The following is a 22825-nucleotide window of genomic DNA, read 5'->3' on the forward strand; positions in this document are numbered from 1 at the left end:
TGAAAATGCGATATCGAAATATAGGGTTTTGCCATAATTGTCTCACCCGAAAGCCGCAGAACCGCTGATGCGCATACCGACTGAGCCACTGACACTGAATGTCCAGCTGAACCAGCCTGAGCCGACCCGTACCGATGCCGAATAGTTCGCCGACATCATCGCATCCCAGCTAATGCGGCTGCGGCCGCTCGGCACATAGGTTAGGTGCACTTCCACGAAGGCCTGCGCCGAAACACGGAAGCGCGCCGACAGGATCCAGACCTCAACACCGCCCTCCCCGTAGGCATAAACTCCAAGCGTCCCCACGACTTGGAGTTGCGCAAGCGAGCCTTTCAAGAGGGTAAGTGGATTACCGGAATTGCTGCCTTCTGGCAGGCGAAGTGTTGCCGATCCAACCAGCACACCAAACACCCCGATGCCAGCCCGGACCCATGCGATCCCGCCTGTTACTTCGAACATGTAACCAAAATAAAAGCCGGCCCCGGCGCTGAACGTCACGTAACGCTGGCCAGCCAGCACATCCGGTACGCCGGCCGGGGGGGCCAAGCTCGTGCGGCGTTCGACAAAGAAGCCGAATTTCGCCTCGTAGGTGCCGACCGGCATCGAGAACGAGCGCTCCCAGGCATAACCGCCCGGGCCGCGCCACGGATGTCCGCAATCGATCAGGAAATCCCAGGACGGGCTCCATTCCAACGCCATGACGCCCGAGCGCATTGTTGCTAAGAGGTCGAAGGCAGCGCAGCGGAAGGTCGTCCTGAAACGATCGAGCGACGGCTCGGCGCCTGGAATATATGCGAAGTTCAGCTCATCCTCGCCGGTCAACAGCTTGGCCACCGGGCCGCCAAGACGGATGCCGTAATAGCGGCCGTCCTGCATGACGAGGACGCAGGGTTTGAAAAGTTCGCCGAGATCGAAGCGGATGCCGAACAACCAGGGTTGGTCGGCGCCGATCCGCGCATTAAGCGTTCTGTTGCCCGCCTCGTCCTGTGTGATGATCTTGCTGATTGCGTCGCGTTCGTGGGCGACGTCGCCCTGCTGTCCCTCCTCCAACAGGGACTTCAGGAGCTGTTCGCCGGGATCGAAGTTACGGGCAATCAGCAGCCATTGGAGCCCGAAGAAAGCGTCACTCTCATCATCGCCACTGGCATACCAAGCGAGAAAGCCGCGGCTTCCACCCTTCTCCGTCTGCTGGGCGAAGAGCAGGCGCCGCTGGTCGCCTTCGTTGAAGAGCGACCATGACAGAAGGCGCAGGTTGAAATTCTCGACATCAACGACGCCGGCGGTGGAGGGAGCGGCGTGCTGATCGTCCGGATCGCGGACCGGAATAACATCAACCGTCAGGCGTTCGGCCTCAATCTCTAAGATACGCAGCAGCGAAAGTTTCAGATTTCGGGCATCGAGCGAGGCGATGCCGAAACCCGGCTTGCCCACCGCCGTACCAGGGCTTGCGACCGGCGCGCCGAGGCGTCCGACAAGGGATAGTTGGGTGCCGCCATCTAGGCCCGGACCGTTGCCAAAGCTGATACGTGTGTCCAGGAACGTATAGGCGTAACGCTCCTTGTCCGCCATGACCGGTTTGACGACCTGCATGGTTTCCCGGTTGAGATTTTCCGTGATTGCCTCGCCGAGATCGCGGATTAGGCCGACGCCAACAGGTTTGATCTCCAAGCCGGCCAGGCGAAGCTGCCTTTCGCTCAAGACGGGGAAGCGAATGGCCCCAAGGTCGATTGATAGTGCACGTCGCACCCCCATCGCCAGTGCTCGGCCGTCGGACAGCTTCGGCATGCGGATTTTCAAGTCGGACAGACGCACGGGGGCGTCCGGCATTTCAAAGGTAATGCCCGCAAATGTCGATGGCTGGCATTGGAGGTCGCAATCAGTCTCGATCGTTGTATCGCCATCGGATCGTCCGATCCGAACACCACGCAGTTGCAGCTCCTTCAAGAAATCGATATCGATCGGCAGCACCCGCGGGGTGTCAAAAGTTGCACCAAGATTAAAATCGCGAGGTTCGCCGGATGAAGCCGCATCCGATTCCCGCACCGCACCCGAAACAGTGATCGGATCCCAGCCGAGATCGCGTCTGCCGAAGAGTTCCTTGATATCCAGCCGGAATACGATTTCTCCCGATAAAACTGTCGTGTTGCGGATCGTCGCCTCGAACTTAGTCATCGACCAGCCGACATCCGCTGCGCCCCATTCGGGCTGACCACTGAGCTCCTCGCCCTCGCTCTTGACCCAGTCTCCTGTTGGCTCGGCGTTCCGCTCTATACGACCCCAAATCGTCAGGTCGACCCCTGCTAGTGCTTCGGGAGTCTGGCCGCCGACAGCGGCGTACCGGGCCGGCAAGTGCGAGAAACCGCACAGCGTGCTCATGGTGCTATCGCGCTGAAGATCTATCGTCGGATTAATGATCAGCACACCGCGCCATTCCGGACGGCGAAGATCAAGCGCCAAACCCGACGCGAAGGCATGAACAGGATCGTTTTCCTCGCCGTCTGCGGCCAGTGCAAACGGATCGGTTCGCCCATCACCGGAGTAGGTCTGCGTCACTTCCCGCAGGATAGTCTCGATATCGCGTCCGGCACCGAGTTTGACGATGACCGTGGTGTCGTCATCGAGCAACATATCCCATGCTTTGCCGCCGCCAAACACGCAGAAATCGAAGCGATGGTTCCAAAGAGCGGCGATCCGGTCGACGGGATGCAGATTGGTTGTATCACCGCTTAAGCCCGCAGCGCGGATCCGCCGCGAGGCAATAAGGAAATCCGGTGGTTCGAAAGAGAGATCCGCGAGGCGGACAAGCTTAATGCCAACGGTGTTGAGAACATCAAGCAGTGCTGTGGCTTCTTCCTTTCGGGCATTGATTGCGGCAAACACGTCCTTTGTGAATAATGGCCCGTACCGCTCCACGAGTGCATCGAGAACCTCGACTACTGCTTGATCGTAGCCAGCGTGGTCGGCCCATAAGGCCTGGATCTGATCGACAATCGGGGACAATCCTTGGAGCAGTTCGGCAATCATCCCGCTTGGCCGCTCGACGCCCTGGAAAAAAGAAGCGATAGCTTCGGCTAGCTCTGCCGTGACGAACCGTTGCAGGACCGGCAGATGTTCGGCAAGGTCTGTCACTTGCTTGACCGCACAGACGGCTTCAATCGCCCGCTTCAGGATCTCCATCGAGGCCGGTGCAAAAACACGTTGGAATAGGCGCGAGAGCGGCGTATTGGCGCCGGCTGGATCGATCAATTCGGCGACTTCGTCGGGAAATGCGTCGGCAAGGCTGTCGGCGTATTGTTCAAAACTTAATATCGCCGCCGGGCCCCGGGCGACCATGTCTCGGGCTTGCGACAACCGCGACGATGCTTCAACGAGATCGTCAAGGCTCCAGTCGTCTGGAGCGGCGAGTGTTCTTGGCTCCCCCACAAGATAGTTGCGAAGTGCTCGACGTGCCGCCCAAGTGCTATCCGGCTCGCTATCCTCCAAGACCCCATCCCAGAACCGGAAGAACGCTTCCACGGCTGGAGCAAGTGCTTGGCGAGCAGCGTCCAGCTTCCCGCGTGCCTCGGCGACGTCGTCAGATGCGCGAGATCCACCGAAAAGCAAGGCGGTTGCTGGATCTTCGGCGGCAACGAGAGCCGCTGGCTGAGCTGCCATGAACGCCGAGCGAGCCAAAATGGTATCGGCTAGTGCAAACGCGGCTGCGTCGCGACCGCCGCCCTTGGCCATCGTCGTGACGGGCGGCGTGGATATTAGCCGAGCAAAGGGCTGCGGTGTCGCCATTGCCCGATGGCCATCGATGTGTTGGAAGGCATCGACCTCTGCTCTAGGAAATGCCGCGACTAGGGTCTGATCCAAATTGCGCGTCCAATCCCGGATCATAGGAGCAAGCGGCTGGACCTCGTTCTGTCGCGGTCCCACCAGATCTGCGAGCGACCATGCGAGATCTATGATGGGAAGTGCTACGGTCGCATCGCGTCCGACAGCTCGGTACCGACGCAACCGAGGCATGGGCTCCTCGCCGCGTTCCGTAGCAGCGCGCTCCGGCAGATCTGCAACCAGCATTGCAGCTTCAGCTCCAAAGATGAGGCTGGCTTGCATGAAGAGAAAGTCGCCGCCGCTCGCGCGGTAAGGTTCAAAACGGATCGCTTCCGGCAGCCGAGCCTCGCCCCGCCTGATTGCGCCGTTTCGCGACCAACCGACGATGTCGCGCGGTGGCTGATTGCGAACTAACGCGCCCCCGTTGTCGACCCAGTATGGTGGCGCGATGGTTCTTCCGGACGCGAGCGGCGGCGCCCGCCGCTCGCGTCCGTACGTGGACAAAGGATCGACGCGGAGCAACTCGGCTTCGAAGTCGCAGACGGTCTCTGGCCTCCCAATCACAAGGGCGCGGTTCGTTCGACCGTTGGTGACGGGTCTGTTATTGCCCCGACGTTCGCAGAGCGGCAGCCGATCGGCAATACCCAAAACGAGCGGGTGGCCCTGCTCATCCTGAAGTGCCGGTACGCCAAGGATCAGCCTCTTGGCGGAGGGTGCAGTGAACCAGCCACTGATCTTCCAGCCATTGATCGTGGGGGCTAGGTCCGCCTCCAGCCGCGCCTCTACGGTGACATGCTGGAAAAGGAGCCCGTTACCGCGTGCGTCTAGTGCTGTCGTGGGATCGAGAACATCAGCATTGAGATAAATCGCACCTCGCCGCGGTTGCAGCAGGATTGTTGGGCCTGTGGCCCCGATCCTCGTCCCCAACAGCTGGAAAATCTGATCGATTCGATTTGTCGAGCCACTCCCGAACTGGTCGGTTAGCTTCGCGCGCGGTCGATTATCACTGCTCAACAAGTCGATGCCGGGTGCGGCGACGTCAGAAAGATCAAGACGCAGGTTACTCGCCCGCCAATATTGCAATTGGTCGAGGGTCAGGAATGCGCCGAGCGGATTACTTGTCACCGCTTCGAGGACTTCATCGCGCAGAGTGTGCTCATGATTCAACATCAATTGGCCGCCGATGATCGCGACGCCGGCTGCTGTCGACAAATAGCTCTGTCCATCTACAGTCAAAGTGACGCTTCCACTGCTCGCTGCATGGTCATCATCACGTAGGGCGACCCTGTCTCCCGACTTGGAACAATCAATGTCGCTGCGAAAATTTGCAAACCGGACCGCGCCGATTTCGCCGTCCAGCCGAACGCTCAGCCGCGTGTCGCCGTTCGTCAATTGTGCGGTCAGGCTTAGGGTCGGGAACACCGGCTGCGCGGTGCCCCCGCTTGCGATTGAAAGATCCAGGCCGAAGAGCGAGAGCGTTGCCATTATAGGGGCACTCCTGTGCAACCGCTGACCGCAATGGTAGTCGGTCCTGCGCGCCACTCAATCTTTCGAACGTCGGCGGAAGTCAGTCGAGCCAAGTCACCACGCACGATCTTCGGTTCCACGAGATCGCTGTCCCCGAGACGGCTAATCCTTCGGGACACGACCGCATCGACCACCGTGTAGGTCGGCTTTTCATCAACAACACGTATCCATCGGTTTCCGCTGCGCATCATCACGGCACCAATATACGCTGACCGATCGTTCAAGTGACAGATGCCGGATGCCTCCCAGGCGCTAAGCGACCAACGCGGCGGATCGCTCCCAAATGGCCGGACAGCACCGAAATCAACCTGGCCAAAGAGGGTCTGCGGTGCGCCGTCAGCGCCCGCATCGTAATAGGACGTATCGTTGCCTTTGCGTCCGAGCGACAGGGCAGCGACGACCCATGCGTTTGGTGCAAGTGCTGTTCCGGTTCCGTTGATCGCGCGAGTGGCCACCTTTGGCCGTCCGTTAACCGAAGCGTCACAGTCTCGAGCCGCTTCTCGCGGGTCGATAAACGTGGCGGTAAACGCACTTCTCTGCACCTTTGGAAGCACCTGGCAGAGCGAAGCCATGTCCGCAAGTACCCGCACCGCCGGCACGGTCCCGGGAACGTCCGGGGCCGTCGCACTGTAAACCTCGATGCAGAGCGTGCGCACGAAGGCATTCCATAGCTTTGCTTGGTTCTCTTCTATTGCGACAACGAGCGGAGCGCGCATTTTTGCGGTGACGGGGTAAAATTCGCTCGCTTCATTGCCGGCATTCCACTCAGTTCGGTTTGTCGTCAGAAAGGTTGCGAGAACGGCGCGCTCGTGTGGATCGATTGCCCCCCCAGGCTCAACAAGGCGAAGGTCGACGCGGGTTGGCGTCAGCGCTGGCGGAGTGGTATTCCGGGTCGGTGTCAAATCAAGATCGGTTCCCATACTCATTGTGACGAGGTTAAGGCGCGTGCCGACACCCGGGCGAACGGCGTAGAGCCGCTTGCCCTTGCCGTTCACCGAAGCCCAATTGCTGACCGGGCATTGTGTGCCTACGGCAGGCCGAGGAACGGCTCCGGCAGCAAGCGGCTGCAAGGATGAAACGGGAGCCGCCGAAAGGGGCTGGTCCAGCGCCAGCGCAGCGCTCGGGGCCAGATCTCCGACCACGCAAGACTGCAGACAAATGGCGCTCGCCAACGCGGCAACAATGCGAACGGGAAAACCACGCATGAATAGCTCCGTCGATCTATGATTTCTTAGGTAGCGGTGGCAAGTCACTGGTATCGAGCGTGAATGAGTTGCGGGTTTTCTTCAGTCTGGGCGTTGCGACGTCCTCTGCCAGTGCAAAGGCTGTACTTTGCCCAGCCTTCGATGCCCCCCATTTGAACTTTTGCGGTTCGGGCCAGTCGAGCATCTGCTTGCAATCCGCGAAAAGTGAACCGGCTTCCGCCGAGGTGGCAAGCTTCTCTCGCTCTTTCGGCAAATCCTTGACTGCCATACCCTTGAGCGCCTTCTTCTGACCGGGAGCGAGGCCCGCCAGAGCTGCAGCAGCCATCATCCCTTCGATCAGCAATGTCTCTTCCGGATTGCTCCATTTCCTTGGATCAGGCTCACTGATTCCCGCAAACGCTAGAGCAAGGCGAAGCGATGGGTGCTGAAACTTGGTATGGGACAGAAACCCCGCCTTCCGAATATGGCATCTGAGAAGTAGGGCTACGGATGCCTCCGACGTGAACAGAACCGAGACTGGCACGCGCTTGGTGCCAACTGTCGCGCCGGGGCGATCACTCGGATCTAACTCGTAGGCAAGAATGTCGCGCATGCGCAATCGGATCATATCCCACTGGCGTCGCCTGAACGTCTCGACGTTGCGGGAAAGTGCGAGGAAACGCCAGAACCAATGCGTGGTCCTGAACCAGTCCAAGTCCTCGACTCGGGTGATATTTCCCGTTGACGCTGTTCCGTCGATCGGTCCGCTCTGCCACCTCAGGCGCCCAGTGTAATTACGTGCTCCCCAACTTCCTGCAACCGTACCTGCCTTGCCTGCCGGCCAAGCCGGCGTCGGCGTTAAGGCAAAGGTCTCTGTCAGCTTTTCACTCGCACCCGCTGGGTCCTGCCCAGTCCAGTAGGCAAGAAAGGCTGGAAGCTCTCCTTCAGCTGCCTCTGTCGATGGCGGCAGCTTGGTTTTCGAGTTTCCGATCGCGAGCGTCCAATGACACGGCCCGAGAGATATCCACGCATCATCATAGCCGTTCACAGACTGGAAATAGCCGAGGCACTCGCGCTCGGCCACGACGCGGGCCACGCGGAAACTGCTCTTGACGGCATCGCTGGTGATATCCTTCCAAGCTTTCCCAATAAGAAGGTCAGGTAGTACCTCACCTGTCGAACTCATTGTGCGGCTGTCGGCCGTGAAGCCACCGCGCCATTCGCCATGTTGGCGAATGCGGCCACTTTTGACGAGCTGTCGCGGATCCGTGCCATGCCGCGCCTCGAACAATCCACTCAAGTCGCAGATGCGGATTTGCAGTTTTCCAAGCGGATCACGATCCGTCTTGTCGGCATGATCGACAAACCTGACGATGCGCGGATCATCATATCGCCAATAGTTACCGTGGATGGCGTCAGCGTCGCCATCGAGTGAAAGCCAGACCGGCTGGCCCCGATTGACGTAGATCTCGGTGACGACTGGACAGCGAAATTTCTTTGTCGCCCAGTAGTCGAGGCATTTCTGCACCTCGGCGCTGAGCACGCCGTCGACCGGCCCGACATAGCGATCATCGTTCACGACAGGTTTTAGCCGGTCGAGCCATCGCTTCCCCGTGACGTTTTCGGACTTTTCTTGCGCGACCGTCGAAAACCTCGCGTAGATTTGGAATTCGCGGAGCGCATGCCTGAGCCAGTTAGTCGGTTGATCACCGACGTCGAAAACCATATTGAAACCGAGTTCTTCAAGCCGCATTTTGAGGGCAGCAACCGCCGCAGGCTTCATGGAGGCCCTCCCCAGTTACCGGGCTTTTCAGAGATTCCGCACTCGGAGATTTGCGCAAAATAAACGCCGAACACACACAGTAATGCACCAGTTGTCAGGTGCCACTGGCATGTTCTTTTACTGAAAAATCCACGTGCAAACGGTATCAGCAACGCCATCCCAACCCCTCAATTGGAAAAAGCACCGAACTTTGCTTGAAACTTTACCGATAAAGATGGAACTTTCCACCTCATCCCCATCCAACACTCTGTCAGGCAATCGCCAACAATTCAAGATAGTATTTTAGCATCGAAACAACTTTTTGGCTCGGAGCCTGGGAACAAATTTCACACAGCAGATCACAGCGTTCGCAGAAGCGCCGACACATAGCTATCCCTAAGCTCGTGTGGGCGTCCTGCCTCAGCTCACTGCCAAGCTCGACCAATCCGGTTATAATATGGTCAGCAAGCACCCGGCTGATACGGTTGGCGATCATGTCTTCAAAGGTCGATGTCATTTTATAGATATCGACCGATCAACCAGAATTGCCGCCGAACATTCCAAGCCAACCTATGCCGGACGAGTTCGTCTCCTGCACGTAGTTTATGGAACTTTTCTCCAAAACGGTCTCCCGTTCTTTAATAGATCTGTCAGGCGCGCCGGCACAGAGGGCGACAACAACGCTCGTGTTGCCATGCGTCGAGCCAGTGCTCAGGCCCAAACCGTAATAACCTTGCAAGGATGACAATCCAGGCCGCGCACTGAGGGCTGCCCCAATGGCGCTGATGGTTCTCCGGGCAAGCGGGAACGTGAATTCCGGATTCACTGCCGGCACTTGTTCGATCACCGCCAACGCCAAGGATAGGCCAACGGCGGCGGCCAGTGCCACTTACGGCGCTGGCCTTTCCTGCAAGCGCAAGCACCAACAGCAACGTGTTGATCGGAAAGAACCGGAGAAGTCCCTCGATGTAGTTTTGGCGAAATGCACTGACGAGCCAGGCGGCAAATCCAGGATAATTCCACCCGAATATGCGGCCTGCCACTCATTCCCAAAGACCGGCTGCGGTGTCTTCCCCGGCCCTGAGGACGAAGAAATCTATCCGGAACAATATGGCCGCATCAAGCTGTGGTTCCCTTGGGATCGCAAGGCAAAGAAGGATGGCACGGATACGTGGGATAATCCGGCCCGCGCAGTGCGCAAGAAACATTGTGCAACGCACAAATTTCGGAGGAATAGTTATGAAATTCGGATTTTTAGATACATATCATCCGAAAAAATTCGGTTAAAACTCTCCCAACGCAAGGAGAGACACCATGACGGACACGACATCAGAATTTGATGGGTCAACGATTGGCCTGGAGGCCGCAGAAGAACCCGCATGGACCGCCGCAACCTGGTTTGCGGTTCTTTCGATGGCGGCCACCAGCTTTGCGCTGGTATCGGCCGAGTTTCTGCCAGCGGGATTGTTGACGCCCATGGCGCGCGATCTCGGTATTACCGAGGGTACAGCCGGACAGGTTGTTACGGCGACCGCTTCCGTCGGCGCTGTGACGGCTTTGCTGAGCAATGTTCTCATCGGCAAACTGAACCGCAAGACTGTGCTTGTTGGTCTCAGCGCGCTGGCGATCGGCTCCAACATTCTCGCATCAGTTGCTGCCGATTTCTGGCTATTGCTGGTGGGCCGGGCCGGACTTGGTATTGCGCTCAGCGGCTTCTGGGCGCTTTCGGTTGCCGTTGTGGCGCGGCTCGTTGGCGCTAATTCGACCGGGCGCGGCATGGCTATCGTCACACTCGGCGTTTCACTCGCCACCATTGCGGCTCCCTCCATGGGCGCCTTGATCAGCGACTGGGTGGGATGGCGCATTGCCATGTCGATGACGGCGGGGCTTGCGATTATTGCCATGCTGCTTCAGATATTCAGCCTACCCTCGCTGCCGGCAAGTACAAGCAACAGTCTTTCCGATGTTTTCCGCCTGACGCGGCGGCGCAGCGTTCAGCTGGGGATGCTTGCCATCCTGTTGCTGATGACGGGGCATTTTGCCGGTTCGGTCTATGTGCGTCCCTTCCTCGAACAGGTGACGCTGCTTGAGACCACGCCGATTGCTCTTGCCCTGCTCGGCTTTGGCGTCGCTTCCGTGATCGGCAATGTACTGGGAGGCCGCATGGCAGACACCAGTATCCGCCTCGCGCTTATCGTTACCGCCGCCCTGATGGCGTTTGCAACAATCGCCCTCGTCCTATGGGGTGTTCATAGCAGCGCCGCATTCGCGCTCGTCGCGCTTTGGGGTCTTGCCTTTGGCATGGCGCCCGTGGTGCTGCCGACCAACCTTTCCCGCGGCGCACCCGATGCTCTGGAAGCGGCAGGCAGCCTGATGGTTGTTTCTTTCCAGGTGGCTATCAGTATCGGGGCGGTTGTCGGCGGATACATCGTCGATTCCTACGGTGCCACTGCGCCGCTGGCGCTGACCGCGATCCTGGCGGCATCCACGGTCGCACTTGCCTTGCTGCAGCGTCGCGATTGACCCTGTCCGTGACGGCAGATACCTAAAACGAAAGTCCTGCCCGGAATTTGGTCCGGGCAGGACATTTGTGAAAAGCCGATTTTTCTTGCCGTCGCTCTGGTTACTTGCGGTAGGAAAGACCACCCCAGATACGGCCTTCGTCTCTGTGGCGGCCGCCGTGTACTGCACCAATATAAGCAGCGGCAGCGGAAACGAGTGCGGAAGCAGCCAGCAGGAACGCAGTCAGAATGCCTGCGACGCGCGCTTTTTCTGCAGCATCCGCAGCTTTGGCCTTGGCATCGTCCAACGCCTTCTGTGCCTCAGCCTTCAGGGTTTCGACCTGCTTCTGTGCTTCATCGACCTTCTTCTGCGCTTCCGCCCTGACGGCCTGCACGCGTTCAACCGTCTGGTTTACGCGCGTTTGCGCATCCGTCTGGCTGATGTTTGTGCGGGCAGCGACCTGGTTGGCAAGCCATGTCTTATCGGCATCGGATATCTCACCGGTTGCAAGCAGATTGCCGAGGATGCCGCTGATCTGGCGCTGATAATCGCCGGCGCTCTGGTCACCCGTAAAAGGGGCGGCGGGCGCATCGGTTCTCAAAAGACTATCCGTGAAATAGTCGATTGGATTGGCTTTCAGGCCCTGCGGAAGCATCTGCTCGATGCTGGGCGCTGCAGCCTGACCGGCGCCTTGCGCCAGACCACCTGCTGCACTGCCAGCTCCGGAAATAATGCCGCCCGCAAGTTGGCCAGCACCCTGAACGGCGCCACCGACTGCCGAACCCGTTGCCTCAACCGCAGTCTGCGCCACGCTGCCGACAGCCTTGGCACCACCGGACAGCACGCCGAGCGCTAGAAACGCCGAGACGACTGTTCCGAGGCCCCACACGACCAGGCCATTCACGCCATCGCGGACGGTCAGTTCATTCCTGTCGGCAGCGCCGGCAGGCCGACGCATGCGGCCGGCAATATAGCCACCCAGCATGTAGGAGCCGACCATGGAAATGATGACGAAGAGCGCGGTTATGATGAGCCAGACTGTGCTGACCTCGCCACCATTGTCCGCCGAGATTGAACTCAGGCCTAGGCCGCCCGCAAATGCGGTGAGAATAGCCATGGCGCCCGAGGAAATGACGGCACCGGCGAAAATCGCGGGCCAATCCACATAGCTGCGGTTTGGATTCGTTTCGATACCCGTTGGATCAACCATCAGCGTAGCCCCAACAATGAGAGGATGAACAGGACGACGACGACGAGGCCGACTAGATAGATGATGGAATTCATGCGATCTCCTCCGAATGGACGATCAATCCTCCGCGTAGCGGCGATTATATGCAGTGGGACATGCGAGCTGATTGCTCCTTCACCAAACTCGCCGCGCTCCAAAAAGTTTCACGACTTCTCGTTGCTTCGGAATGATTTTGCGCAATTCCGCCGGCGAGGTGACGAAAGAAATGTGCTCGTGGTCGCCAAAGAGACGTCGCCGAACGCAGGCAAGCAGCATGACCAGCCAGACACAAGCCACCCGAACCAGATTGCGAGCGAAGGAGATATACCATGTCTGCAATCGATCGAATTGGCTCCACCGCCTCGCTTTACATACGCCCGCGGCCACAGGACGTTTACCAGGCCGTGCCCAATCCCACACCCGAACGGTCGGCATCGTTGATCGGAGGGGGCGCCGCGCCTTCGCTCTCCTCCAATCTTGCCAACGCACTCTGGTCACTCCGGGGGCAAGAGGGCGGAATAGAAGAGACCCCGCTTGAGGGCGGCGGCACAGGCTCGGATGAGGCCGAGCTTAGCCGCTGGGCAAATATGAGCCTTGGTGAGAAAATCCGGGCCCAATATCTGGAGGCGCGGGGATTGTCCGAAGGCGACCTTGCCGCCATGCCGCCCGACGAGAGGAAGGCAATAGAGGACGAGATCCAGAAAGCGATAAAGTTCGCGATGGAGGCTCCAAAAGACGATGACGTGAGCGTGCTCGCCGGCCTTTAAGCGTGACATGCCTTCGGGGGCACTGCGCACTGCTACGATCTGATACATAAATGCGGGTTTCAGGAAACATGCCGGATACCTGCAGGGCAGATCATTGCCTGATCTATTTCGGATCAGGCAGGAGTTCCCATGAAGAGGCAGATTTTCTTCGCCGTCGCCCTATCGGGTGCGGCAGCAGGTTTTGGAACCGTTTATTCGCGCTCAGCGGACACGCCGCCGGAACTTGCCTCTCCCATCTATGGTGTCACGCTTCCTGAAGGATATCGTGACTGGAAGTTCATCGCGCCCGCGCAGGAAGCGCCGCCGCTGGACGAGCTTCGCGCTGTTCTGGCAAACGATGTCGCCGTCGACGCCTACAAGAGCGGAACCCTGCCCTTTCCCGACGGCTCGATACTGGTGAAGCTCGCTTATAAGCGGCAGCAATCCACGGAGTTTCCGCCGGCCACGGTTCCGGGCGCGGCGACCACAGTGCAGGTGATGGTGAAGGACTCCAGGAAATATGCCGCCAGCCACGGCTGGGGCTTCGGGCGGTTTGTCAACGGCAAGCCGGTGGATGCCGCCCAGCATGAGACGTGCCTCTCCTGCCACGAGGGCAACGTCAAGGACCATGATTTCGTCTTCACGCGATATGCACCGTAACCGATGCCGGGGCTCGGGCGATTTCGCCTTCGCGACTGTTCGCGGAAAGGCGGCCTCTACACTCGATTACAAATTCACCGAAGCCCGGACACATCAGGGATACGTGAGGCCGAGAGATTGGCGCCATCGCCGGGTCGCCTTCGCCGCCCGGAGCCCCGAACTCCTGCCTGAAAGGACACGATGATGACGTTTCTGGTCATTGCCTATCTCGGAGGGGCGCTGACAATTCTCAGCCCCTGTATCCTGCCCATCCTTCCCTTCGTTTTTGCGCGGGCGGGGCAACCGTTCCTGCGCAGCACGCTGCCACTGCTTACGGGAATGGCGGCAACCTTTTGCGCCGTCGCCACGCTTGCCGCTGTTGGCGGGAACTGGGCGATCAGCGCCAATGAATATGGCCGGCTCGCGGCTCTTGCGCTGCTTGCGGTCTTCGGTGTCGGCCTGATTTCGCCCCGGGCGGCCAGCATCACCACCCGCCCGGTCGTCGAACTCGGCAACCGGCTCGCCAATGCCGCCGGCAAGCCCGGGTCAGTACCGACGATTGCGGGCTCGCTGATACTCGGCATCGCCACCGGCCTTTTATGGGCACCCTGCGCGGGACCAATCCTCGGGCTTGTTCTGACGGGGGCGGCCCTGAAGGGGGCCAATCTGGAAACGAGTCTGCTGCTTGCCGCATACGCCGCCGGGGCAGCGACATCCCTTGCCGTTGCCATCCTCGTCGGCGGCCGGGTATTTGCGGTTATGAAGCGGTCTCTGGGTTTCAGCGAGCGGATTCGCCAGGCGCTTGGCGCGGCGGTGCTTGCCGGCGTCACGGTCATCGCGCTCGGTCTGGATACGGGTTTCCTGTCGCAGATTTCCTATGCGAGTACGGCACCCTTCGAACAGCAGGTGCTCGATCGGCTCCACACCGCCAAAGCGCCTGAAGCGGCGACCGAGGCGGGCGCCAGCGCCAGCGCTGCTGCGGCCCGGTCGGAGCTGCCGGTTGAGGGCAAGGCTCCATCCCTCGACGGCGCCGTCGAGTGGCTCAATTCCTCACCGCTCACGCGCGAACAATTGCGCGGCAAGGTCGTCCTCGTCGACTTCTGGACTTATTCCTGCATCAACTGCATCCGCACCATTCCCTATGTGCGGGCCTGGGCAGACAAATACCGGGATCAGGGCCTCGTCGTCATCGGTGTCCACGCACCCGAATTCGCCTTTGAAAAAAAAATCGACAATGTCAGGCAGGCCGTCGCCGGCTTCAAGATCGATTACCCGGTGGCAATCGATAATGATTACAAGATCTGGCGCGCCTTTGATAACAGCTATTGGCCGGCGCATTACCTGATCGATGCCAAGGGCCAGATTCGCTACCACCATTTCGGCGAAGGCGATTATCGGCAGACAGAAGAGGCGATCCAGGACCTGCTGCGCGAGGCCGGCAGCAGCGCTTCCTCCAGCGCACCGGTGAGCCCGGAGGCGACAGGGGCTGAAGCCGGTGCGGATATCGGGCACATGCGCTCCGGCGAAACCTATATCGGCTACCGACAGGCTGAGAATTTTGCATCGAACGAGGCGGTGCGCGCGGACACGCCGCGCGACTATTCCGTCACAACGCCTTCTCTCAACGAATGGGGACTTTCCGGTACCTGGACGGTTGGCGCGGAGGCGGCCACACTTGATGCGACTGATGGCGGCATAACCTACCGCTTCAGCGCCCGTGACCTGCATCTGGTCCTTGGACCGGCAAGCGCCGGAAAACCGGTTCGTTTCCAGGTCACCGTCGACGGGCATCCGCCGGGTGCGGATCACGGCGCCGACACGGACGCCGAGGGCAATGGCGTTGTCACCTCAACCCGTCTTTACCAGCTCGTCCGCCAGTCCGGCACCGTCGAAGCGAGAACCTTTGCCATCCGCTTCCTCGACCCCGGCGTGCAGGCCTATGCCTTCACGTTCGGCTGAACCTGCATTTTCCTTCCACTTCACATTAAACCAAGGGAAAAACATGATGCACCGTCGTCTCATGCCAAAATTCGCGATCGCCATCGCAACCACACTGATCGCTTTTGCCGCACATGCGGCGGAGGTGAAGAATATCGTCATAGTCCATGGCGCGCTGGCCGATGGTTCGGCCTGGCGCCGCGCGACAGAGATCCTTCAAAGTCGCGGTTTCAACGTCACGATCGTGCAGGAGCCCATCACCTCGCTTGCCGATGATGTAGCGGCCACCAACCGTGTCCTCGATCTCCAGCAGGGCCCGAGCCTGCTCGTCGGGCACAGCTACGGCGGCATGGTGATTTCGGAAGCCGGCAATCGACCGGACGTGGCCGGGCTGGTCTATGTCGCCGCTTTCCAGCCGGAGAAGGGAGAGAGCCTTCTCGACCTCGCCGGCTCCAAACCGCCGGCCGGCAACGGCATCAAGCCGACGAAGGATGGCGCGTTCCTTTACCTCGATCCAGCCGTCTTTGGACAAGATTTCGCCGGCGATCTGCCGCATGAGGATGCAACCTTCATGGCAAGAGGTCAGGTCTTCGCCGCCAAGGCCGCCTTTGCCGCCAAAGCCGGCGAACCCGCCTGGAAAACCCAAAAAAGCTGGTCGATCGTCGCAACGCAGGACCGGTCGATCAACCCCGAGCTCGAGCGTGACATGGCCAAGCGCGCTGGCAGCACGGTGACCGAGATTGCGGCAAGCCATGCGGTCTTCGCCTCCCAGCCCGATAAGGTTGCAGACGTCATCGAACAGGCGGCCCGGGCATCCTCAAAGTAAGCGCACCTTCGTAAGATCAAATGCAGCCGCCCCGGATGTCGGGGCGGCTGATTGCGTTGGAAGGGCGAGCCAAATGTATCAGTCTGTATCCGGAATGCGCCCTGCTACAAAACCATTCACATTCGCCTCCCTTGGGACACATCGAGGATACACGCACCCTGTTACCTGCCCGGCATCCAACACGGACAGGAGAGACAGCAAATGACTTCCGAGATCAATTTCCAGCGCCGCCGCTTCTTCGGCATTGCCGCAATGACGGTTGCCGCCGTCGAATTCGGGGCCACAGGCCTTGCTCATGCCAAGGGCGAAGCGCCTGCGCCTCAGCCGTCAACCGGACGCGACGGAGCGACCTCCTTTGGCGCCCTTAAGCAGGTTGAAGCGGGTGTACTCAGCGTCGGTTACGCAGAAGCCGGCCCCGCAGACGGCCCAGTCGTGCTGCTGTTGCACGGATGGCCTTATGACATCTACAGCTATGTTGATGTCTCACCCATCCTTGTATCGGCTGGATATCGGGTACTCATCCCCTATCTGCGGGGATATGGCACGACCCGTTTTCTCTCGGACGACACGGCACGCAACGGACAGCAGGCGGCGCTTGCGGTCGACATGATCGCCTTTCTCGACGCACTCGGCGTCAAACAGGCCGTCGTGGCCGGTTATGACTGGGGCGCTCGCACCGCCGACATCATGGCCGCACTCTGGCCCGAGCGTTGCACCGGGCTCGTGTCGGTCAGCGGCTATCTCATCGGCAGTCAGGAAATCAATAGAAAGCCACTTCCGCCCAAGGCGGAACTTTCGTGGTGGTATCAGTTCTATTTCGCGACGGAACGCGGCCGTGCGGGTTACGCAGCGAACACCCGCGACTTCGTGCGCCTGATCTGGCAGACGGCATCTCCGACCTGGAAATTCAGTGACGAGACCTTCAATCGTTCGGCCCCCGCATTCGACAATCCCGACCATGTGGCCATCACCATCCATAACTACCGCTGGCGGCTTGCACTGGCCGACGGGGAAGCCAAGTACGATAATTACGAGCGCCAGCTTGCGAAACTTCCCGTCATCACCGTGCCGACGATAACATTGGAAGGCGACGCCAACGGTGCTCCGCATCCAGACCCTTCCGCCTATGCATCGAAGTTTTCCGGCAAATACCAGCACCGCAACATCAGCGGCGGCATAGGCCATAACCTTCCGCAGGAAGCGCCAGAAGCTTTTGCCAGGGCTGTTCTGGACGTCGCAAAGCTTTAAACTTGCCGAAGCCCGCGAACCGTTGTCTTACTGCATGTGACAGCGGGGCGCGCGGTAGCGGGCCACTCGAACCGTCCGGACGACGAAGGCATCCAATGGACCATATCGACCATATTCTCGTCGTGGACGACGACAGGGAAATCCGGGAGCTGGTCTCCAGCTACCTGAAGAAGAACGGCCTGCGTACGAGCGTGGCGGCCGATGGACGGCAGATGAGAAGTTTTCTCGACGGCAATACCGTCGATCTCATCGTGCTCGACGTGATGATGCCTGGCGATGACGGGCTAGTTCTATGCCGCGAGTTGCGGGCGGGGAAACACAAAGCCACGCCGGTGCTGATGCTGACCGCCCGGGATGACGAGATGGATCGCATTATCGGGCTCGAAATGGGCGCCGACGACTATCTGTCGAAGCCCTTCGCTGCCCGCGAACTTCTTGCGCGTATCAAAGCCATACTGCGCCGCACGCGGATGCTGCCTCCCAATCTGCAGATCAGCGAGGCCGGGCAGCTCCTGACCTTTGGTGAGTGGCGCCTCGACACGGTGGGCCGTCACCTGCTCGACAGGGAGGGCACGACCGTGGCCTTGAGCGGCGCTGAATACCGGCTCCTTAGGGTCTTCATCGATCATCCCCAGCGCGTCCTCAACCGGGACCAGCTGTTAAATCTCACTCAGGGCCGTGATGCCGAACTTTTCGACCGATCGATCGATCTTCTCGTGAGCCGCGTGCGCCAAAGGCTGGGGGATGACGCGCGCGAACCCGTCTACATCAAGACGGTGCGGGCGGAAGGCTATGTCTTTGCGGTGCCCGTGGAGATTTCGGAGCCGAGGATATGAACGGCCCACGCCTGCTCGCCGGCTGGTGGCCGCGCTCGTTGCGGTCCAGACTTTTCATCATCCTGTTTGCGGGCCTCGCCATTGCCTACGGTCTGTCGTTCAGCATCCTCTTTGCCGAACGATATATGTCGGCAAAGGCGGTCATGCTCGGCACTCTTGAGCAGGATCTGGCTGTATCGATCGCCATAATCGACCGCCTGCCTGCGGAAGAGCGGGCGCAATGGGTCCATCGCCTGAGCCGCAGCAATTATCAGCTCGTCCTCGGCCCGGGTGTTCCAGGTGTTTCCGACATGTCTGGCCGCGGCGCTGAAATTGCGCAGAGGATCGAGGAGGCCGCAGGACACCGTTTCCCCGTCAAGGTCGAGTCCATTCCCGGCGACGGCAAGCGGCTTCAGGCGCATCTGACGCTATCGGACGGCTCGCCCCTCACAATTGACGTGACACCGCGCGGCGTGATGCCGCTGGCGGAGTGGCTGCCTTATGTCTTCGCCGCGCAGATGGCGCTTCTACTTCTGTGCACCTGGTTTGCAGTGCGACAGACGACCAGACCGCTCAGCGCGCTGGCTGCGGCAGCCGAAGCGTTGGATCCGGGGGAAAAGGGGTTGCCGATGAGTGAGAGCGGCCCAAGCGAAGTTGTCCACGCCGCCCGCGCCTTCAACGCAATGCGCGATCGCGTCGCCCAATATCTCGAGGAGCGGGTCCAGATTCTTGCGGCGATTTCGCACGACCTGCAGACGCCCATCACCCGGATGCGGTTGCGGGCCGACATGGCAGACGATACGCCGGAAAAGGAAAAGCTGGTCAGTGACCTGCGTGAAATCGAACGTCTAGTACAGGATGGTATCGCTTATGCACGCAGCGCTCATGGCAATGGCGAGAAATCCTCACGTATCGATCTGGCCTCTTTCATCGACAGCATAGCCTACGACTATCAGGATACCGGAAAAGCAGTCACGGTTGACGGTATGGTGCGCGGCACAGTATCGACAAAGCCACATGCCCTGCGAAGAATCCTGACGAACTTGATAGATAACGCGCTCAAATTCGGAGGCAGTGCGGAAATCAACGTCGACCGGCGCACTGAAGGCACCGTGGTCATCACGGTGCTCGATCGTGGGCCGGGCATCCCCGACGAGATGCTGCAAAATGCCATGCAGCCCTTTTTCCGGATTGAAACATCGAGAAACCGCGACACCGGCGGAACAGGACTCGGACTTGCGATCGCGCAGCAGCTCGCCGGAACAATCGGCGGCTCGGTGCGCCTCTATAACAGGCAAGGCGGCGGGCTTGCAGCCGAGGTGGCTTTTGCCTGACAGGGACGCAGATTAACGATAAGTATCCCTTATCATTTGATCACCACGGACTCCGGAATAACGACAGCTTGGGCCCTAGCTGAAGTAAGCACTTCGCCAGATGGTGTGTGCGCCTGACCGAGGCTGCCAACCGCGGAATTCCCCTGCCAGAAGCCATGGAGCAATCACGCCACCGATCCGTCCAGCAAGCATCCAGCTATTATAACAGTGCTACACGGAGAAGCAGGCGAGCGGCCCGATTTTTGTAGATCGGGTCTCACTGTTAGAATTGCCAGGGCGAGATCAATTCGAGCCCTGTCGTCTCGAAATCTTTGAGGTTTCGGGTCGCCAACCGGCCACCATTGATCCGCGCTATCGCCGCGATCATGCCGTCCGGAGCCGACATCCCCCTCCCCTGCCGCGCAGCCTCTCCCATGATATCGCCATAGGCCAATGCTGCTTCTTCCGTGAAGGCAAACATCTTGTCGGAGAACCGGCGACGCCAGCTCACAAGTCCCTCTTCCAGGCGATCGGCGCGCTGATCCGGCCTGATCTTTTGAATACCAAAAGCGATCTCGGCAACTGCAACCGTCGACAATGCCAATTCGGCGTCGTGACGAACCAGCCATGCTATGACTGCAGAATCGGGAGCTTTCTTCAAAGTCTCCGACATCACATTCGTGTCGAGAAAAATCAAAGCTCGACGCCTTTGTGAGCGCGTCTGTTTTCATCGATGATACTGTCGAAATCGATATCCGTACCCGACTGCGATGAAAGACGACTATAGAATTTCGCAGCGGGTTCACGTCCTGCCTCACGAGCCTCATATGTTTCGAGCGCGCGCTCGACGATATCGGCAATCGTGCGATTTTCTCGGCGGGCGAGCTTGTGTGCAAGGTCGCGCGCTTTGGAACTGCGGACAGATAGTTGCGGGGTTACCATTGAGTGCTCCTTCGTCTGGATCGAATATAGCTTAAATGAAGGTAGCCATCAAGATGGCATCTGCCATCTTGATGGCTACCTGTTGTTTTTTCGCACCCTTTGTTTCGGCCATCATGCATGTTCATTCCGCGTGGAGACAACACATCTCCCCCCCTGAACGCCGTGCTTTAAGCAACTTCTGCTGTAGACGGCCGCCAACGTGCATTTGATGCAGGTTATGTCATAGCTCCACCGAACGCCGCATTTCGAGCCTGATGACGTTGTACTTAGCTCATACACGCTTACAACCGGTCATTTTTTCGCGCATTTCTTATCTGTACAAAGCACCTGAAAAATGCGCGAAAATAACATGACAAAACGGCAAGCTGCCAATCCATCGCAGGTCCCCAAACGGGCCGCCGACCTGCCCACCGCAGAACTCCCACCAAAATATCGAAAAGGTGGCGTCTGAAGACCAGTAACAACGATACTTTTCGATACAGTTTTGCAGTTTCCGGAAACATGCCGGATACGCCGATCCGTCACAAAGCTCCTATCACGAAACGCCGCAGCAGCGGCACAATGAAAGGAGCCTCCCATGACCAAGATCGAGACTGTTCTTTATACCGGCAAGACCCACACGACCGGTGGGCGCGACGGATCGGCGCAAAGCGATGATGGCGCGCTTGGCATCAAGCTTTCCCCTCCGGGCAGCGGAAAGCCGGGCACGAATCCCGAGCAGCTTTTTGCGGCAGGCTGGTCGGCATGTTTCATCGGCGCCATGACAAAGGCGGCGGCAAAACACCAGCTCCGGCTTCCCGCCGACACCACTGTCGATGCGGAGGTTGACCTCGGCACGACGGGTGGCGAATTCTTTCTGCAGGCTCGCCTGTCGGTCAGCCTGCCCGGTATCGATCGTCCCATCGCGCAGACGATAATAGAAGATGCCCACCAGATCTGCCCCTATTCGAAGGCAACCAGGGGGAACATCGATGTTACGCTCATTCTCGCTTAAGCCGATGGTTTCCGCCCGCGCGCTTGTCATCGCCATCGTGTTTGCGGCGATATTTGCAGTGCCATGCGTATATGACGCAACATCCGACGAGCCCTCGCCGCTTGCGGGACTTCTGGGCGCGGTTTCATCGATCTGACCCAAGGAAACGGCTCGGCGCCCCGCCGCGGCCGTTTTCGCCAACACTTCTTCCTGCCATCCCTCTTAGTAACGCAGTCGCGTCGCGCAACGCCCTGCGGCAAGCGGATAATCTGTCCACCACCCTTTCACGATATCGGAGACCGGCCTGCCGGTGGGCAAGCGGGTACTGCCTATGGACGCCGGGCTGCCGAAACCGCCATCTGAACACGGGTCAAAAATCAGGGAAGGTCATGTCTTGCGTCACTCCATCGTTGCGCTACGGTTGCGATCAGGGATTTTCACTGGAGGGACTAAGGTATGTGCAACCATTGCGTGATCGAGAACGTGAAAAAGAACATGCTGTCGCGACGCTTGTTGTTCAAGGGCGCCGTGGCCGGTGTAACGGCGATGACGGCTGGCAGCCTCGCGGCCCCGGTGCTTGCGCAAACACCCAGACAGGTCATCGATCTCACACATACATATGATTCCACATTCCCTACATTCGATGGCAAACCGGGCATAGAATATGAATGGGCAGCTCAGATCGCCAAGGATGGTTATCAGCTCCATAAACTCACGATCTACGAACATACCGGAACGCATATTGACGCACCTTTCCACTTCAGCGCCGACGGGGCGAGTGTCGATCAGTTGGAACCGCAGAAACTTGTCGCGCCGCTGGTCGTCATAGACATCACAGACCGCGCAAAAGAGGATGCCAATTCCACGATCGAGGCCGAAGACATCGAGCGCTGGATATCCGCAAATGGCGACATCCCGGCAGGTTCGATCGTCGCTCTGCGCTCCGGCTGGGCAACCAGAGTAAAGAGCCCCTCCTTCCGCAATGACGACGCCGGAAAATTTGCCTTCCCCGGTTTCGGCAAGTCGGCAACCGACCTTCTGCTCAAGCACGATACGGTCGCAATCGGTGTCGACACGCTCTCGCTTGATCCTGGCAACTCTGCCGATTTCGCAGTTCACAATTCCTGGCTCCCGGCAGGGCGCTACGGCATCGAAGGCCTCAACAACCTTGAGGCTTTGCCGGTAAAGGGCGCGACAATCGTCGTCGGTGCGCCTGCACATCGAGGCGGAACGGGTGGTCCGGCCCGGATTCTGGCTCTGGTCTGAACGTAGTACGCCGGGGCGCCGCCGGATGCAGCAACCGCTTACCTGCCGCGTCAGATAAATCCGCTCAGAATCCGCCGCAGTCTTCAAGGAAAGGCTGGGC

General features: G+C 59.3%; 19 protein-coding genes and 1 pseudogene. 13 read left to right on the forward strand and 7 right to left on the reverse strand.

The features are described 5' to 3' along the window. Positions 1-42: 42 nt before the first annotated feature. The 4 genes from J5276_RS15250 to J5276_RS30380 all read right to left on the reverse strand — a co-directional run bounded on the left by J5276_RS15250 (position 43) and on the right by J5276_RS30380 (position 8806). On the reverse strand, positions 43-5301 hold the full coding sequence (locus tag J5276_RS15250) for a hypothetical protein (protein WP_209159575.1): 5259 nt from the start codon (positions 5299-5301) through the stop codon (positions 43-45). Further along, positions 5301-6548 carry a hypothetical protein gene (locus tag J5276_RS15255; RefSeq protein ID WP_209159576.1) on the reverse strand — a complete coding sequence of 416 codons (1248 nt, stop codon included), beginning with the start codon at positions 6546-6548 and terminating at the stop codon, positions 5301-5303. Before J5276_RS15255 ends, J5276_RS15250 begins: the two co-directional genes overlap by 1 nt. Positions 6549-6564: 16 nt before the next feature. Beyond that, positions 6565-8310 (reverse strand): hypothetical protein, encoded by a 1746-nt coding sequence (locus J5276_RS15260; protein ID WP_209159577.1) that lies wholly within the window; start codon positions 8308-8310, stop codon positions 6565-6567. Between the two features lie 250 nt (positions 8311-8560). Continuing rightward, on the reverse strand, positions 8561-8806 hold the full coding sequence (locus J5276_RS30380) for a hypothetical protein (RefSeq protein ID WP_247749971.1): 246 nt from the start codon (positions 8804-8806) through the stop codon (positions 8561-8563). Positions 8807-9065: 259 nt separating this feature from the next. On the opposite strand from J5276_RS30380, the gene J5276_RS15270 reads away from it, so the two are divergent. Continuing rightward, the gene (locus J5276_RS15270) at positions 9066-9629 is read left to right on the forward strand and encodes a hypothetical protein (RefSeq protein ID WP_209159625.1); all 564 of its coding nucleotides are present in this window, start codon (positions 9066-9068) and stop codon (positions 9627-9629) included. Next, positions 9604-10812 carry an MFS transporter gene (locus J5276_RS15275; protein WP_019566310.1) on the forward strand — a complete coding sequence of 403 codons (1209 nt, stop codon included), beginning with the start codon at positions 9604-9606 and terminating at the stop codon, positions 10810-10812. Before J5276_RS15270 ends, J5276_RS15275 begins: the two co-directional genes overlap by 26 nt. A gap of 100 nt (positions 10813-10912) precedes the next feature. Here J5276_RS15275 and J5276_RS15280 read toward each other — a convergent pair whose 3' ends face one another. Then, positions 10913-12001 carry a hypothetical protein gene (locus J5276_RS15280; RefSeq protein WP_209159578.1) on the reverse strand — a complete coding sequence of 363 codons (1089 nt, stop codon included), beginning with the start codon at positions 11999-12001 and terminating at the stop codon, positions 10913-10915. Between the two features lie 347 nt (positions 12002-12348). On the opposite strand from J5276_RS15280, the gene J5276_RS15285 reads away from it, so the two are divergent. The 8 genes and pseudogenes from J5276_RS15285 to J5276_RS30385 all read left to right on the forward strand — a co-directional run. Next, a complete protein-coding gene (locus tag J5276_RS15285; RefSeq protein WP_209159579.1) occupies positions 12349-12786 on the forward strand; it encodes a hypothetical protein in 438 nt (145 codons plus the stop codon). Between the two features lie 129 nt (positions 12787-12915). Continuing rightward, the gene (locus J5276_RS15290) at positions 12916-13425 is read left to right on the forward strand and encodes a cytochrome P460 family protein (protein WP_080850132.1); all 510 of its coding nucleotides are present in this window, start codon (positions 12916-12918) and stop codon (positions 13423-13425) included. Between the two features lie 183 nt (positions 13426-13608). After that, positions 13609-15363: a cytochrome c biogenesis protein DipZ gene (locus tag J5276_RS15295; protein ID WP_209159617.1), complete on the forward strand. Its 1755-nt coding sequence runs from the start codon at positions 13609-13611 to the stop codon at positions 15361-15363. A 46-nt stretch (positions 15364-15409) separates the two neighbouring features. Further along, a complete protein-coding gene (locus J5276_RS15300) occupies positions 15410-16168 on the forward strand; it encodes an alpha/beta fold hydrolase (RefSeq protein WP_209159618.1) in 759 nt (252 codons plus the stop codon). Positions 16169-16369: 201 nt separating this feature from the next. Then, complete coding sequence (locus J5276_RS15305; RefSeq protein WP_209159580.1) at positions 16370-17416, forward strand: alpha/beta fold hydrolase; 1047 nt, start codon at positions 16370-16372, stop codon at positions 17414-17416. 95 nt (positions 17417-17511) lie between these two features. Next, on the forward strand, positions 17512-18252 hold the full coding sequence (locus J5276_RS15310; protein ID WP_003508322.1) for a response regulator: 741 nt from the start codon (positions 17512-17514) through the stop codon (positions 18250-18252). Continuing rightward, a complete protein-coding gene (locus tag J5276_RS15315; protein WP_019566317.1) occupies positions 18249-19565 on the forward strand; it encodes an ATP-binding protein in 1317 nt (438 codons plus the stop codon). The genes J5276_RS15310 and J5276_RS15315 overlap by 4 nt, the downstream gene beginning before the upstream one ends. A gap of 113 nt (positions 19566-19678) precedes the next feature. Continuing rightward, positions 19679-19813: pseudogene (locus tag J5276_RS30385) on the forward strand (integrase); the annotation flags it as partial. A gap of 14 nt (positions 19814-19827) precedes the next feature. On the opposite strand, the gene J5276_RS15320 reads toward J5276_RS30385, so the two are convergent. Continuing rightward, positions 19828-20241 carry a type II toxin-antitoxin system VapC family toxin gene (locus J5276_RS15320; RefSeq protein ID WP_019566318.1) on the reverse strand — a complete coding sequence of 138 codons (414 nt, stop codon included), beginning with the start codon at positions 20239-20241 and terminating at the stop codon, positions 19828-19830. After that, the gene (locus tag J5276_RS15325) at positions 20238-20486 is read right to left on the reverse strand and encodes a type II toxin-antitoxin system VapB family antitoxin (RefSeq protein WP_006313527.1); all 249 of its coding nucleotides are present in this window, start codon (positions 20484-20486) and stop codon (positions 20238-20240) included. The genes J5276_RS15320 and J5276_RS15325 overlap by 4 nt, the downstream gene beginning before the upstream one ends. Before the next feature lie 577 nt (positions 20487-21063). On the opposite strand from J5276_RS15325, the gene J5276_RS15330 reads away from it, so the two are divergent. The 3 genes from J5276_RS15330 (at position 21064) to J5276_RS15340 (ending at position 22725) form a co-directional block, all read left to right on the forward strand. Then, entirely contained in the window at positions 21064-21480 is a 417-nt protein-coding gene (locus J5276_RS15330) for an organic hydroperoxide resistance protein (RefSeq protein WP_019566319.1), read from the forward strand. Continuing rightward, entirely contained in the window at positions 21458-21616 is a 159-nt protein-coding gene (locus J5276_RS15335) for a hypothetical protein (protein ID WP_155846277.1), read from the forward strand. The genes J5276_RS15330 and J5276_RS15335 overlap by 23 nt, the downstream gene beginning before the upstream one ends. A gap of 299 nt (positions 21617-21915) precedes the next feature. Further along, a complete protein-coding gene (locus J5276_RS15340; protein WP_174068745.1) occupies positions 21916-22725 on the forward strand; it encodes a cyclase family protein in 810 nt (269 codons plus the stop codon). Positions 22726-22825 lie beyond the last annotated feature (100 nt).

This window comes from Agrobacterium sp. S7/73, from assembly GCF_019355535.1.
Classification (GTDB): domain Bacteria; phylum Pseudomonadota; class Alphaproteobacteria; order Rhizobiales; family Rhizobiaceae; genus Agrobacterium; species Agrobacterium tumefaciens.